The organism is Hydrogenophaga sp. (assembly GCF_022844385.1).
Classification (GTDB): Bacteria; Pseudomonadota; Gammaproteobacteria; order Burkholderiales; family Burkholderiaceae_C; genus Hydrogenophaga.
In genome coordinates this window covers 1-13,767 of sequence record NZ_JALHLX010000033.1, presented here as the reverse complement: position 1 = coordinate 13,767, position 13,767 = coordinate 1, and the positions used below count along the sequence as shown (strand labels likewise).

The 13,767-nt window shown below is 63.5% G+C and carries 12 protein-coding genes; 6 read left to right on the top strand and 6 right to left on the bottom strand.

Annotated elements, in window-relative coordinates:
• Positions 1–15 precede the first annotated feature (15 nt).
• From lpxK to Q0C59_RS08505, 3 genes are read right to left on the bottom strand one after another with little or no spacing between them, the layout of a single operon-like run.
• Entirely contained in the window at positions 16–1,083 is a 1,068-nt protein-coding gene (gene lpxK / locus Q0C59_RS08515; protein WP_291214087.1) for a tetraacyldisaccharide 4'-kinase, read from the bottom strand.
• Between the two features lie 21 nt (positions 1,084–1,104).
• The gene (locus Q0C59_RS08510; protein WP_291214085.1) at positions 1,105–1,542 is read right to left on the bottom strand and encodes a biopolymer transporter ExbD; all 438 of its coding nucleotides are present in this window, start codon (positions 1,540–1,542) and stop codon (positions 1,105–1,107) included.
• Positions 1,543–1,546: 4 nt separating this feature from the next.
• Positions 1,547–2,188, bottom strand: coding sequence for a MotA/TolQ/ExbB proton channel family protein (locus Q0C59_RS08505; RefSeq protein ID WP_291214083.1), 642 nt, complete (start codon positions 2,186–2,188; stop codon positions 1,547–1,549).
• A 347-nt stretch (positions 2,189–2,535) separates the two neighbouring features.
• On the opposite strand from Q0C59_RS08505, the gene xseA reads away from it, so the two are divergent.
• The 3 genes from xseA to Q0C59_RS08490 all read left to right on the top strand — a co-directional run bounded on the left by xseA (position 2,536) and on the right by Q0C59_RS08490 (position 6,998).
• Entirely contained in the window at positions 2,536–3,843 is a 1,308-nt protein-coding gene (xseA, locus tag Q0C59_RS08500) for an exodeoxyribonuclease VII large subunit (protein ID WP_370654192.1), read from the top strand.
• A gap of 97 nt (positions 3,844–3,940) precedes the next feature.
• Positions 3,941–4,522, top strand: coding sequence for a superoxide dismutase (locus tag Q0C59_RS08495; protein ID WP_291214081.1), 582 nt, complete (start codon positions 3,941–3,943; stop codon positions 4,520–4,522).
• 238 nt (positions 4,523–4,760) lie between these two features.
• Positions 4,761–6,998 carry an NADP-dependent isocitrate dehydrogenase gene (locus Q0C59_RS08490; RefSeq protein ID WP_291214079.1) on the top strand — a complete coding sequence of 746 codons (2,238 nt, stop codon included), beginning with the start codon at positions 4,761–4,763 and terminating at the stop codon, positions 6,996–6,998.
• Positions 6,999–7,028: 30 nt separating this feature from the next.
• Here Q0C59_RS08490 and Q0C59_RS08485 read toward each other — a convergent pair whose 3' ends face one another.
• Positions 7,029–7,478 (bottom strand): DUF192 domain-containing protein, encoded by a 450-nt coding sequence (locus Q0C59_RS08485; protein WP_291214077.1) that lies wholly within the window; start codon positions 7,476–7,478, stop codon positions 7,029–7,031.
• Between the two features lie 81 nt (positions 7,479–7,559).
• Between Q0C59_RS08485 and icd the strand changes: the two genes are divergently transcribed.
• The 3 genes from icd to clpA all read left to right on the top strand — a co-directional run bounded on the left by icd (position 7,560) and on the right by clpA (position 11,839).
• Positions 7,560–8,813: an NADP-dependent isocitrate dehydrogenase gene (gene icd, locus Q0C59_RS08480; RefSeq protein WP_291214075.1), complete on the top strand. Its 1,254-nt coding sequence runs from the start codon at positions 7,560–7,562 to the stop codon at positions 8,811–8,813.
• Positions 8,814–9,043: 230 nt separating this feature from the next.
• A complete protein-coding gene (clpS, locus tag Q0C59_RS08475; protein WP_291214073.1) occupies positions 9,044–9,409 on the top strand; it encodes an ATP-dependent Clp protease adapter ClpS in 366 nt (121 codons plus the stop codon).
• A gap of 93 nt (positions 9,410–9,502) precedes the next feature.
• Positions 9,503–11,839: an ATP-dependent Clp protease ATP-binding subunit ClpA gene (gene clpA, locus Q0C59_RS08470; protein ID WP_291214071.1), complete on the top strand. Its 2,337-nt coding sequence runs from the start codon at positions 9,503–9,505 to the stop codon at positions 11,837–11,839.
• Between the two features lie 66 nt (positions 11,840–11,905).
• Here clpA and Q0C59_RS08465 read toward each other — a convergent pair whose 3' ends face one another.
• Together Q0C59_RS08465 and Q0C59_RS08460 are read right to left on the bottom strand one after the other, a co-directional pair.
• On the bottom strand, positions 11,906–12,391 hold the full coding sequence (locus tag Q0C59_RS08465) for a DUF1499 domain-containing protein (protein WP_291214069.1): 486 nt from the start codon (positions 12,389–12,391) through the stop codon (positions 11,906–11,908).
• Between the two features lie 11 nt (positions 12,392–12,402).
• Positions 12,403–13,767 (bottom strand): helicase HerA-like domain-containing protein (locus Q0C59_RS08460; RefSeq protein WP_291214068.1); only part of this gene is annotated, 1,365 nt, incomplete at its 5' end.

Genomic DNA, 13,767 nt, shown 5'->3' with positions numbered 1-13,767 from the left:
TGCCGCTATGCAGGTTCAGGTGCGGCGTTTCAAGGGTTTCAGGCGCTCGTCCAGCGTGGTGAAGAAGGCGGGATCCGGCGTCATTTCGAGCGGTATGGCCCAGACCTGAGGATGCCGCCCCACCGGGCTGTCGATGAGTGTGGGAAACAGCTTGACCGCGTCCTTTTCGGTGCAGAGCAGGGTGGTTGAGCTGTCTTGCATCAGGGCGGCATAGTCGGACAAGGCCGCGTGGTCGGGCAAGCCCACCTCCACAGTGGGCTCGATCCCGCGGGCACGCAGCATGTCGAAGAAGACGCCGGGCCTGGCGGTACCGGCCACTGCCGTCAGGCGTTGCCCGCGCAGTTGATCCAGGGGCAGTTGCTCACCTGTGGGACCCACCGCGTGATCGGCCAGGCGCCTCACCGCACCGAACACCTGCGTGCCGGGCGAACGAGCCAGAGCAGAGCCGGGCGCGTCCTCCCTGCGCTGGTGCAGCACCAGGTCTGTCGAACGCGTGCGGGCGTTGGGCGGCCACGGTTCACGAAGCAGCCCGGCTGGCAGCAGCCAGCCGTTGCCCGTGCCCCGGTCATCGAACACGATGATCTGCAGGTCTCTGTGCAGGGCCAGGTGCTGCAGGCCGTCATCGCAAACGATGATGTCCACCTCGGGGTGTGCGGCCAACAGCGCGCGCGCTGCGGCCAAGCGGTTGGCCGACACGCAGACGGGAACCTGGGTGCGAAGGTGAATCAGGGCCGGCTCATCACCGCTGTCCGAGCGTTCGGTGTCCGGCCCCACGTGCACCACCTGCCGGCTTTTCCGGCCATGGCCGCGGGACACCACGCCGGGCCTCCAGCCACGGGCACGCAGGTGGTTCACCACACTGAGCACCGTGGGCGTCTTGCCCGCTCCACCGACCACCACATTGCCGATCACGACCACCGGCACGCTGACGTGTCGGCTCTGCTTCAGTCCCAGTTGGTACAGAACGCGGCGCACCGCGATGAGTGCGCCGTAGATCAGCGAGACAGGCCACAGCAGCCTGGCCAACCAGCCGCGCCGCTGCGAATGGAGCAGCCACAGGGCCTGCCAGCGGGCCTGAGTCATTGGGGGTTGATGTGCAGCCCTTCAGGGCTTGCCACGGGCCGCGGCGCCACCGGTCTGCTGTGTTGCGAATGTGATTTGCACGAGACCGGCTCGTCGCGCGGCGTCCATCACGTTGATGACCGACTGGTGCGTGGCGGTGGCGTCGGCGCTGATGATGATCACTGTCTCGGCGTTGCCCTCGGAGGCGCCGGACAGCGCGCCGGTAAGCAGCTCGACGCTCGTGCCCTCCAGCACCTGTTTGTTCACCGAGTAGCGTCCGTCGCTGCCGACCGCCACCACCACTTCACGCTTGTTGGTCTTGGGCGCTTGGGCGTCGGCCACCGGCAGGTTGACGTTGAGCTCGGTGAACTTGCTGTAGGTGGTCGTGAGCATCAGGAAGATGAGCACCACCAGCAGGATGTCGATGAACGGGATCAGGTTGATCTCGGGCTCGTCGCGCGTGCCGGGACGGAAGTTCATGGCTTCAGTGCTTGCGCAGGTTCAGCAGGTGACGGGCAAAACGTTCGGCGGCGAGTTCCAGGGCCAGCAGGTAGTCGTCCACCCGTCCACGGAAGTAGCGCCAGAAGATCAACGCGGGAATGGCCACGATCAAGCCGAAGGCGGTGTTGTAGAGGGCAATCGAGATGCCACGGGCCAGCTGCGCCGGGTCGCCCATGCCGGGTACGCCGCCTGCGCCGGTGGCGCCCTGCGAGCCAAAGATCTCGATCATCCCGATGACGGTGCCCAGCAGGCCCAGCAGCGGTGCGGCCGATGCGATGGTGGCCAGCGCACCGAGGTAGCGCTGCAACTGTGCTGCTGCCTGGCGTCCGGCGCCTTCCAGGCTGGCGCGCAGGTCGTCTTCGCTGGCGCGCGGGTTGCTGTTGAAGGTGCGAAAGCCGCTGGCCAGCACGGCCCCGAGCACGGAGTTCTGTTCGAGCTGCGTCACCACGTCCGGGCCCGGTACGCCGTTGCGCGACACCATGATGGCCTCATCCAACAATTTCGGCGGAATGATCTTGGCGGTTTTGAGGCTGACGAACCGTTCGATGACCAGGGCCAATCCGAGAACGGAGCAGATGATCAGGGGCCAGATCGGCCATCCGGCGGCTTGTATGATGGAAAGCAAGTCTGAACTCCAGGCGTGAGCCGTCGGGTTGTGCGGCGCTAGTCGGTGGACCGATTATGTCTCAGGGGTGTTGCGCACCTGGTGCTGCGTTCCCAACCCCCCACCCCATCCCCCGCACGACATCCCGACGTCATGCACAGATTCTGTGGATAACTTTGTGAAGAACCCGACGAGCACGTGGTGCGGGCCCGCGCCGGGCCTGGTTTTTGTCAGAACGATCAGCAAACAGGCAGTGCAAAACGCTTTCGAATCAATGCGCTATTCGCCCGGGCTTGCCCGGACAGGCCAAATGCGTCAGACCACCAGCATCCACGCGGTCTGTGGACACTTTTGTGCGGGAGAGGCCCGTGGTTGACGCCTTTTCCACAGCGCAGGCCCCGGCGGCGGGGCGTGTGTGGGCGGTTGGGCCGCTGATGCGAGCAGTGGCGGACACCCTCGCTGCACGGTTCAATCCGGTGGCGGTGCGGGGCGAGATTTCGGGCTTTTCGCGCGCGGCCAGTGGCCATTGTTACTTCGCGCTGAAAGACGAAACCGGCCAGGTGCGCTGCGCGTTGTTTCGTCGCTCGGCGGACCAACTCACCTTCAGCCCGCGCGATGGACAACTCGTGGAAGCCCGCGGCAAGCTGGACGTGTACGGCGCTCGCGGCGAGCTGCAACTCATCGTGGACGCGTTGCAACCTGCCGGGCAGGGCGCGCTGTTCGAGCAGTTCCTGCGCCTCAAGGCCCAACTGGAAGCCGAGGGCTTGTTTGAAGTGGCGCGCAAACGGACCCTGCCACCCCAGCCCCGCAGCATCGGCGTGGTCACCTCGCTGGGTGCAGCAGCCCTGCGCGACGTGGTCACCGCTTTGCGGCGGCGCGTGCCGCACTTGCCGGTGGTGATTTATCCCGCCTCGGTCCAAGGCGCGCAAGCACCCGCCGAGCTCTGTGCCGCCTTGCAGAGCGCCTTCCGGCGACACATCGAGACTGGTGAAAGCGAGGTCTTGCTGCTGGTTCGCGGCGGGGGCTCGCTGGAAGACCTGTGGTCGTTCAACGACCCCGAACTGGTTCGCCTGATCGCGCGCGCTCCGATGCCCGTGATCTGCGGTGTGGGCCATGAAACCGACTTCACCCTGGCCGACTTTGTGGCCGACCTGCGGGCGCCCACGCCCACCGCCGCGGCCGAGCTGTGTGCGCCTGCGCGTGAGCAGCGGGTCGGAGAGCTGGATTACTTGCAAGAGCGGCTGGAGACGGGCGCCTGGTCCAACATTGACCAGCGAGGTCAGCGGCTCGACCGGCTGGCCCAGCGCATGGGACGTCCCTCGGCGCGCCTGCACGACAGCCTGCAGCAACTCGGGCGCCTGCAGCACCGCTTGCAGAGTGGCTGGATGCTCACCACCCAGCAGCGGCGCAACCGTTTGAACGTGCTGAAGACGCAGCTGCCGCTGGCCTTGCGCCGTGCCGTAGACGCGGAGCAACGGCGGCTGCAGCGCTGCGAACTGTCGCTGGGCTTGCTCGACCCCCAGTTGGTGCTGGAGCGCGGTTACGCGTTTCTCACCGACGCCCAGGGCGTCGCGGTGACGCGTGCGGCTCAGGCGCAGGCCGGGCAGGCGCTCACGGCCACGCTGGCCGATGGGCACCTGGACATTCGGGTGGAGCCCGGCATCCATAGACCCTGACACCGTCGCTGCAAAGACCCGTGCCTACAATGGCCGCCTGTCCGCGGGTGAGACCACCCAGCCGGCAAGACTTTCGACAACACTCACGAGGAACCCCATGGAACACACCCTTCCCGCATTGCCCTACGCCCTGGACGCCTTGGCCCCCCACTACAGCCGTGAAACGCTGGAGTTTCACCACGGCAAGCACCACAACGCGTACGTGGTCAACCTCAACAACCTGCAAAAAGGCACGGAATTCGAAGGCATGGACCTTGAGTCCATCGTCAAGAAGTCCAGCGGCGGCGTCTACAACAACTCCGCGCAGATCTGGAATCACACCTTTTTCTGGAACTGCATGAAGCCCAATGGCGGCGGCGAGCCATCCGGCCCGCTGGCTGCAGCCATCACCGCCAAGTGGGGCAGCTACGCCGCCTTCAAGGAAGCCTTTGTGAAGTCGGCCGTGGGCAACTTCGGCTCGGGCTGGACCTGGCTGGTGAAGAAGGCCGACGGCTCGGTCGACATCGTGAACATGGGCGCTGCAGGCACCCCGCTGACCACCGGTGACAAGGCCCTGCTGACCGTGGACGTGTGGGAGCACGCCTACTACATCGACTACCGCAACGCCCGCCCCAAGTTCGTGGAAACCTTCCTCGACAAGCTGGTGAACTGGTCGTTCGCAGAATCCAACTTCGCCTGAGCGAAGACGATCCGGTGACAGGGCTCGAAGCGCAGGCTTCGAGCCCTTTTTGTTGTCGGCGACCTGGAAAAGAAATCAGATATTTCGTCGCACTTTTTGCATGATGAGATAGAGGTTCAAAAAATGGTGTTTGATTCAGGCTCTGGAAAGCAAAATCACCTACGGTTCGATCCAGCCGGCCGGAGACACTGTGCCGCAAGCTTTGAAGACCTCAGCCCAACAATTTTGGAGATACGCGATGAGCAGCCAGCAACCCACCATCATTTACACCCTGACGGACGAAGCCCCACTGCTGGCGACCAGTGCGTTCCTGCCCATCATCCGCACGTTCGCAGCGCCGGCCGGCATCAACGTGGCCACCAGCGACATTTCGGTGGCTGCCCGCGTGCTGGCGGCCTTTCCCGAGTGCCTGACCGAAGAGCAGCGCGTTGCCGACCACCTGGCCGAACTCGGCAAGCTCACGCTCAAGCCCGAAGCCAACATCATCAAACTGCCCAACATCAGCGCGTCGGTCTCGCAGTTGGTGGCCTGCATCAAGGAGTTGCAGGCCAAAGGGTATGCCATCCCGGACTACCCGGAAAACCCGAAGACCGATGAAGAGAAGGCCCTGCGCGCGCGCTATTCCAAGTGCACCGGCAGCGCGGTCAATCCGGTCCTGCGCGAAGGCAACTCGGACCGCCGTGCACCCCGGGCGGTGAAGGAATACGCCCGCAAGAACCCGCACAGCATGGGCGAGTGGAGCCAGGCCTCGCGTTCGCACGTCTCGCACATGCACGCGGGCGACTTCTACCATGGCGAGAAGTCCATGACGCTGGACAAGGCGCGCGACGTGAAGATGGAGCTGATCACCACGAGCGGAAAAACCATTGTTCTCAAGGACAAGGTGCCGCTGCTGGACCGCGAAATCATCGACTCCATGTTCATGAGCAAGAAGGCCTTGCTGGAGTTTTACGAGAAAGAAATCGAAGACGCCCACAAGACGGGCGTGATGTTCTCGCTGCACGTGAAGGCCACCATGATGAAGGTGTCGCACCCCATCGTGTTCGGCCACTGCGTGAAGATCTTCTACAAGGAAGCGTTCGAGAAACACGGCAAGCTGTTTGACGAGCTGGGTGTGAACGTCAACAACGGCATGGTCGACCTGTACAACAAGATCGCCACGCTGCCCCAGAGCAAGCAGGACGAAATCAAGCGCGACCTGCACGCCTGCCACGAAGGCCGGCCCGAACTCGCGATGGTGGATTCGGCCAAGGGCATCACCAACTTCCACTCACCCAACGACGTGATCGTGGACGCCTCCATGCCGGCCATGATCCGAAACAGCGGCAAGATGTGGGGTGCCGATGGCCGCCTGAAGGACGTGAAGGCCGTGATGCCCGAGTCGACCTTCGCCCGCATCTACCAGGAGATCATCAACTTCTGCAAATGGCACGGCGCCTTCGATCCCAAGACCATGGGCACCGTGCCCAACGTGGGCCTGATGGCGCAGCAGGCCGAGGAGTACGGCTCGCACGACAAGACCTTCGAGATCACCGAAGACGGCACCGCCAACATCACCGACATCGCCACCGGCGAAGTGCTGCTGAGCCAGAACGTGGAGCAGGGCGACATCTGGCGCATGTGCCAGGTCAAGGACGCCGCCATCCGCGACTGGGTCAAGCTGGCCGTGCGCCGCGCGCGCAACTCGGGCATGCCGGTGGTGTTCTGGCTCGACCAGTACCGTCCGCACGAAGCGCAGATGATCACCAAGGTCAAGATGTACCTGCACGAGCACAACACGGCGGGTCTGGACATCCAGATCATGAGCCAGGTGCGCGCCATGCGCTACACCCTGGAGCGCGTGGCCCGCGGTCTGGACACCATCAGCGCCACCGGCAACATCCTGCGCGACTACCTCACCGATCTGTTCCCCATCATGGAGCTGGGCACCAGCGCCAAGATGTTGTCCATCGTGCCGCTGATGGCCGGTGGCGGCATGTACGAAACGGGAGCCGGCGGCTCGGCACCCAAGCACGTGCAGCAATTGGTCGAAGAAAACCACCTGCGCTGGGATTCACTGGGTGAATTCCTGGCTCTGGCCGTGTCCATGGAAGACCTGGGTCTGAAAACCGGCAACCTGCAGGCCAAGGTGCTGGCCAAAACGCTCGATGCGGCCACGGGCAAGCTGCTGGACAACAACAAGAACCCTTCGCCCAAGACCGGTCAGCTCGACAACCGCGGCAGCCAGTTCTATCTGGCGCTGTACTGGGCGCAGGAACTCGCCGCACAAAGTGAAGAGCCGGCGCTGGCCGCGAAGTTCGCCCCGCTGGCGAAGCAGCTTTCCGACAACGAGAAAACCATCGTCGCCGAATTGGCTGCCGTGCAAGGCAAGCCGGTGGACATTGGTGGCTACTACAAGCCCGACTTCGACAAACTCGAAGCCATCATGCGGCCGAGCAAGACCTTCAACGCTGCGCTGGCTTCGGTCCAGGCCTGAAGCGCGGGCGGTTTGAGACCGGGAGGCGGCCTACCGTGTGAACGGTGGGCCGCTCAGCTTTGAGCCGGCCTTCAGACCGCGCTTGTCGAACCAACCCTTGTTCATCTCCAGCACAAAGCGCACCGGCCGGGTGGAGCAGTGCGACTCCAGGCTCTGAGGTTGCATGTCGGCGAGGTTGACGATGGAGCCGTCATCGGCCACGAAGGCCGCCGTCAGCGGGAGCAGTGTGTTCTTCATCCAGAAGCACTGCTCCGAGGCCTGTTCAAAGGCAAACAGCATGCCTTCGTTGACCGGCATCTCCTTGCGGAACATGAGACCAATGGCGCGCTCCTGCGGTGTGGACGCCACCTGGGCGTTGATCAGGTGCATGCCGGCTGACAAGGTGACTCTGGGCAGCTGGAGCTGGGGCGATTCCTGAGCCCAAACTGTGCTGGTCGCAAAGACCCACATACAGAGCAGGCTGATGGACAATTTTTTCATGCGGGTGACCGGGTGGTTCAAATCGTGCCGCCATTCTCTGCCATCTACCGGTACAGGGTGGGCCGTGCGAGAATTTCGTCCATGTACCAACACATCCAGGTGCCCGCAGAGGGCCAGAAAATCACCGTAAACGCTGACACGTCGCTCAACGTGCCGGACCAACCCATCGTGCCTTACATCGAGGGCGACGGCACCGGGCTGGACATCACGCCTGTGATGCTCAAGGTGGTCGATGCGGCCGTGGCCAAGGCCTACGGCGGCCAGCGAAAGATCCATTGGATGGAGGTCTACGCGGGTGAAAAGTCGACCCGCATCTACGGTCCCGACGTCTGGCTGCCCGAAGAAACCCTGGCGGCGCTGCGCGAATACGTGGTGTCCATCAAGGGGCCACTGACAACCCCCGTGGGCGGGGGTATCCGTTCGCTCAACGTGGCGCTGCGCCAGGAGCTCGACCTTTACGTCTGCCTGCGCCCGGTGCAGTATTTCAAGGGCGTGCCTTCCCCGCTCAAAGAGCCCGAGAAGACCAACATGGTGATCTTCCGCGAGAACTCGGAAGACATCTACGCCGGCATCGAGTACGAAGCCGAGTCCGTGAAGGCGAAAAAGCTCATCAAGTTCCTGATGGAAGAGATGGGCGTGACCAAGATCCGCTTCCCGAACACCTCGGGCATCGGCATCAAGCCGGTGTCTATCGAAGGCACCGAGCGCCTGGTGCGCAAGGCGATCCAGTACGCGATCGACAACGACAAGCCCAACGTGACCATCGTGCACAAGGGCAACATCATGAAGTACACCGAAGGGGGCTTCCGCGACTGGGCGTACGCCCTGGCCCGCAAAGAGTTCGGCGCCGAGCTGATCGACGACGGCCCGTGGTGCAAGTTCAAGAACCCGAAGTCCGGGCGGGACATCATCGTCAAGGACAGCATCGCCGATGCTTTCCTGCAGCAGATCCTGCTGCGCCCGGCCGAGTACTCGGTGGTCGCCACGCTCAACCTGAATGGCGACTACATCTCCGACGCGCTGGCGGCGCAGGTCGGCGGCATCGGCATTGCGCCCGGTGCCAATCTGTCAGACACCGTGGCCTGTTTCGAGGCCACACACGGCACTGCGCCCAAGTACGCGGGCAAGGACTATGTGAACCCCGGCTCCGAAATCCTATCCGCTGAAATGATGCTGCGCCACATGGGCTGGAAGGAGGCCGCTGACCTGATCATCAGCTCGCTCGAAAAATCCATCTTGAGCAAGAAGGTCACCTACGACTTCGCGCGCCTCATGGAAGGGGCCACCCAGGTCAGCTGTTCGGGGTTCGGGCAGGTCATGATCGACAACATGTGAAGCCAGGGCGCCGGTTGCGTTCTCCCCGAATCCATCCGTCGCCTGATATTGCGAACTACACCCCCAAAATCCGCTTGCTTTGCGGTTTTGTTTTCGGCTTTCCCCTCACAATGAGGCATGGAAAAAACCATGCCCCACATGTCGACCCCGTCAGGGGGCGAGGGTTTGGTTTTAACCCCGTGTCCGTTGCTAATCCCGCATGGTGATGTGGGCGGATACGCGCCGCTAGAATGGTTTTCATGGCCACCCAGAATCCCAAAAAACCCGAAAACCCGACGGCGCCTCCCGGCGTCAGCAACGACGAGTCGGTGGTGCTCGAACGGCGTGCCCAGCGCACCCAGCCACCCCAGATGTTCCAGGTGGTCCTGCTCAACGACGATTTCACGCCCATGGAGTTCGTGGTGCACGTCATCCAGGAGTTCTTCAGCAAGGACCGCGAAACAGCCACCCAGATCATGCTCAAGATCCACCTGGAGGGAAAAGGCATTTGTGGCGTTTACTCACGCGACGTGGCCAGCACCAAGGTCGACCAGGTGCTCCAGGCGGCGCGTGCCGCAGGCCATCCTTTGCAATGCATGAGCGAGCCAGTTGAATAAGGCCTGAACCGCCTCATCTGACTCAACGAATCGGTTTTGTTCATTTTTCAGACGTTTGCTACCCAGATACCCCAAGCCCAAAGGAAGTGCCCCATGATTGCCCAGGAACTTGAAGTCAGCTTGCACATGGCCTTTGTCGAGGCCCGGCAGCAGCGGCACGAATTCATCACGGTCGAGCACCTGTTGCTCGCGCTGCTGGACAACCCCAGCGCCGCCGAGGTGTTGCGCGCCTGCTCGGCCAACATCGACGACCTCCGCAAGTCCTTGACCAACTTCATCAAGGACAACACGCCGCAAGTTGCCGGCACCGACGAGGTGGACACGCAGCCCACGCTGGGCTTCCAGCGTGTGATCCAGCGCGCCATCATGCATGTGCAGTCCACCGGCAACGGCAAGAAGGAAGTCACCGGCGCCAACGTGCTGGTTGCCATCTTCGGCGAAAAGGACTCGCACGCCGTGTACTACCTCCACCAGCAAGGTGTGACCCGTCTGGACGTGGTGAACTTCATCGCCCACGGCATCCGCAAGAGCGACCCGCCCGAAGCCGCCAAACCGGGTGAGAGCGCGGCCGAGAACGAAGAGGCCGGTGAAGCCAAGAGCAACGAAAAGGCATCGCCGCTGGAGCAGTTCACCCAGAACCTCAACCAGATGGCCAAGGACGGCAAGATCGATCCGCTCATCGGGCGCGAGTACGAGGTCGAGCGCGTGATCCAGATCCTGTGCCGCCGCCGCAAGAACAACCCGCTGCTGGTGGGCGAAGCCGGTGTGGGCAAGACCGCGATCGCCGAAGGCCTGGCGTGGCGCATCACGCAGGGCGAAGTGCCCGAGATCCTGGCCGATTCGAGCGTGTTTTCGCTCGACATGGGCGCCCTCCTGGCCGGCACCAAGTACCGCGGTGATTTCGAGCAGCGCCTGAAAGGCGTTCTCAAATCGCTCAAGGACCGCCCCAACGCCATCCTGTTCATTGACGAGATTCATACCCTCATCGGTGCGGGCGCAGCGTCGGGTGGCACGCTGGACGCGTCCAACCTGCTCAAGCCGGCGCTCTCCAGCGGCCAGCTCAAGTGCATCGGCGCGACCACCTTCACCGAATACCGTGGCATCTTCGAGAAAGACGCAGCGCTGTCACGCCGCTTCCAGAAAGTGGACGTGGTCGAGCCGACCGTGCAGGAAACGGTGGACATCCTCAAAGGCCTGAAGTCGCGCTTCGAAGAGCACCACGGCGTGAAGTACGCCATGGCCGCCCTGCAGGCCGCGGCCGAGCTCAGCGCCAAGTACATCAACGACCGCCACCTGCCCGACAAGGCGATCGACGTGATCGACGAGGCGGGAGCCGCCCAGCGCATCCTGCCGGTGTCCAAGCGCAAGAAAACCATCAGCAAAACCGAGGTCGAGGAAATTGTGGCGAAGATCGCGCGCATCCCCCCGGCCAACGTGTCCAACGACGACCGCAGCAAGCTGCAGACGCTGGAGCGCGACCTCAAGAGTGTGGTGTTCGGCCAGGACAAGGCGCTGGAAATCCTCGCGTCATCCGTCAAGATGGCGCGCTCCGGTCTGGGCAAGAGCGACAAGCCGATCGGTGCCTTCCTGTTCAGCGGTCCCACCGGCGTGGGCAAGACCGAAGCCGCCAAGCAGCTGGCGTACATCATGGGCATCGACCTGATCCGCTTCGACATGTCGGAGTACATGGAGCGCCACGCCGTGAGCCGCCTGATCGGTGCGCCTCCGGGCTACGTGGGCTTTGACCAGGGTGGCCTGCTCACCGAAGCCGTGACCAAGAAGCCGCATTGCGTGCTGCTGCTCGACGAGATCGAGAAGGCGCACCCGGACATCTTCAACGTCCTGCTGCAGGTGATGGACCACGGCACGCTGACCGACAACAACGGGCGCAAGGCCGACTTCCGCAACGTCATCATCATCATGACGACGAACGCGGGCGCAGAGACCATGAACAAGGCGACCATCGGCTTCACCAACCCGCGCGAGGCGGGCGACGAGATGGCCGATATCAAACGCCTGTTCACGCCCGAGTTCCGCAACCGCCTGGACGCCACCGTGAGCTTCAAGGCGCTGGACGAAAACGTCATCATGCGGGTGGTGGACAAGTTCCTGCTGCAGCTGGAGACGCAGCTCGGCGAGAAAAAGGTCGAAGTCACGTTCACCGACGCGCTGCGCAAGCACCTGGCGAAGAAGGGCTTCGACCCGTTGATGGGTGCGCGCCCGATGCAGCGCTTGATTCAGGACACGATCCGCCGAGCCCTGGCCGACGAGTTGCTGTTTGGTCGCCTGACCGAAGGCGGTCGCCTCACGGTCGACATCGTCACCAAGACCGACGACGCCGGCAAGGAAGTGCAGGAAGTCGATCTGGACATCCAGCCGCTGCCCAAGAAGGAAGGCAAAGCCAAGCCCGAGGAAGCCACAGCGGGCTGAGCTTCGGCTCTTGCATGCAAAAGGCCCGGTCGTACCGGGCCTTTTGCATTGGACGCTGCGTTTCTCTCAGGGCGCAGCGAGATAGGCCGCCCGAATCTTCTCGATGCGCTGGCGGTTCACGCCAAAGTCTTCGCGCCCCAGCCGGCTGGCGCTGCGCAGCTCGATCACGCCGCTTGCCGGGTTGGCCCAGAACTCCACGTCGTCCACAAACTTGAGCCAGCGCGTTTGTGCTTGGGCGTACAGGTAGTCGGCACGCTGCTCGACGATGGTCACCCCCGTCATGGCGCCCAGCACCGTCTCCAGCGCCTTGAGCGAGGCCCCCGCATCGCCCGCCTTGAAGGGCAGCGGATCAATGGACGCATAGGCGCGCTGCGGGTGGTCTGGCAGCTGAGCGGCCTGGCTGCTCACGCTGTTGCGGGTCACCGAGGGCGGCTTGAGGCGGCCGTCTTTCACGCCGAGGTCACTTGGCCGCTGGCCACTGAGCAAGCCGAACTGCGCGGCCACCAAGGCCAGCACGATGGCGGCCAGGACGATATAGAAGGCAATTTTCATGGTGTGTACGTTCAGCGCTTGCCACCCAACAGGCCGCCGAGCACGCCGCGCAGGATCTGTCTGCCCACGCCACTGGCCACCGTGCGCGCTGCGGTCTTCGCCATGGTCTGAACCAGGCCGTCGTATTGGCCGCCGCGCGGGCCGGTGCGGCCAAACAGGGCTTCGTTGACCATGCCTCCGAACCCACCGCCGCCAGCTTCGGCTTCCTGTTTTGCAGCGCCGGGAATGCGGGGTGTCTTCGGCGTGCCCTTGGGGGCCTCGGGTTCGGCCTCCACGCCACGTTTGCCCGCGTGTTTGGCGAACATCTCGTAGGCGCTTTCCCGGTCGAGCACCTTCTCATAGACACCCGCCACCAGAGAACCTTGGCGCAGTTGCTGGCGCTGGGCATCGGTGATGGGTCCCAGCTGGCTGCCCGGTGGCACCACGAACACCCGCTCGGTCTCACAGGGCCGGCCCTTGGCGTCGAGCAGACTCACCAGGGCTTCGCCCACCGCCAGTTCGGTGATGGCGGCCTCGATATCCAGCCCGGCCTTGGGACGCATGGTCTGCGCGGTGGCTTTCACCGCTTTCTGGTCGCGCGGCGTGAAGGCGCGCAGCGCGTGCTGCACGCGGTTGCCCAACTGGCCCAGCACGCTGTCAGGAATGTCCAGCGGGTTCTGCGTCACGAAATACACCCCAACGCCCTTGGATCGCACCAGGCGCACCACGAGTTCGATGCGCTCGATCAGCACCTTGGGGGCTTCGTTGAACAGCAGGTGTGCCTCGTCGAAGAAGAACACCAGCTTGGGCTTCTCGGGGTCGCCGATTTCGGGCAGGGTCTCGAACAGCTCGGAGAGCATCCACAGCAAAAAGGTGGCGTACAGGCGCGGCGCGTTCATCAGTTTGTCGGCCGCCAGGATGTTGATCACGCCCTTGCCGTCCACCGTCTGCATGAAATCAGCAATGTCGAGCATGGGCTCGCCAAAGAACTGGTCACCGCCTTGCTGCTCCACCTGCATCAGCCCGCGCTGGATCGCGCCGATGCTGGCGGCGCTGATGTTGCCGTACTCGGTGGTGAACTGCTTGGCGTTGTCGCCGATGTGCTGCAGCATGGCCCGCAGGTCTTTCATGTCCAGCAGCAGCAGGCCGTTGTCATCGGCGATCTTGAACACCAGGTTGAGCACGCCGGCCTGGGTGTCGTTGAGGTTGAGCATGCGCGCAAGCAACAGCGGGCCCATGTCGCTGACCGTGGCGCGCACCGGGTGGCCGAGTTCACCAAACACGTCCCACAGCGTGGTGGGGCAGGCCTGCGAGGGGGGAAGGGTGATGCCGCGCTCCTGCAGCACCTTGCTGATCTTTTCGCCGAAACTGCCTTTTTGGCTGATGCCGGAGAGGTC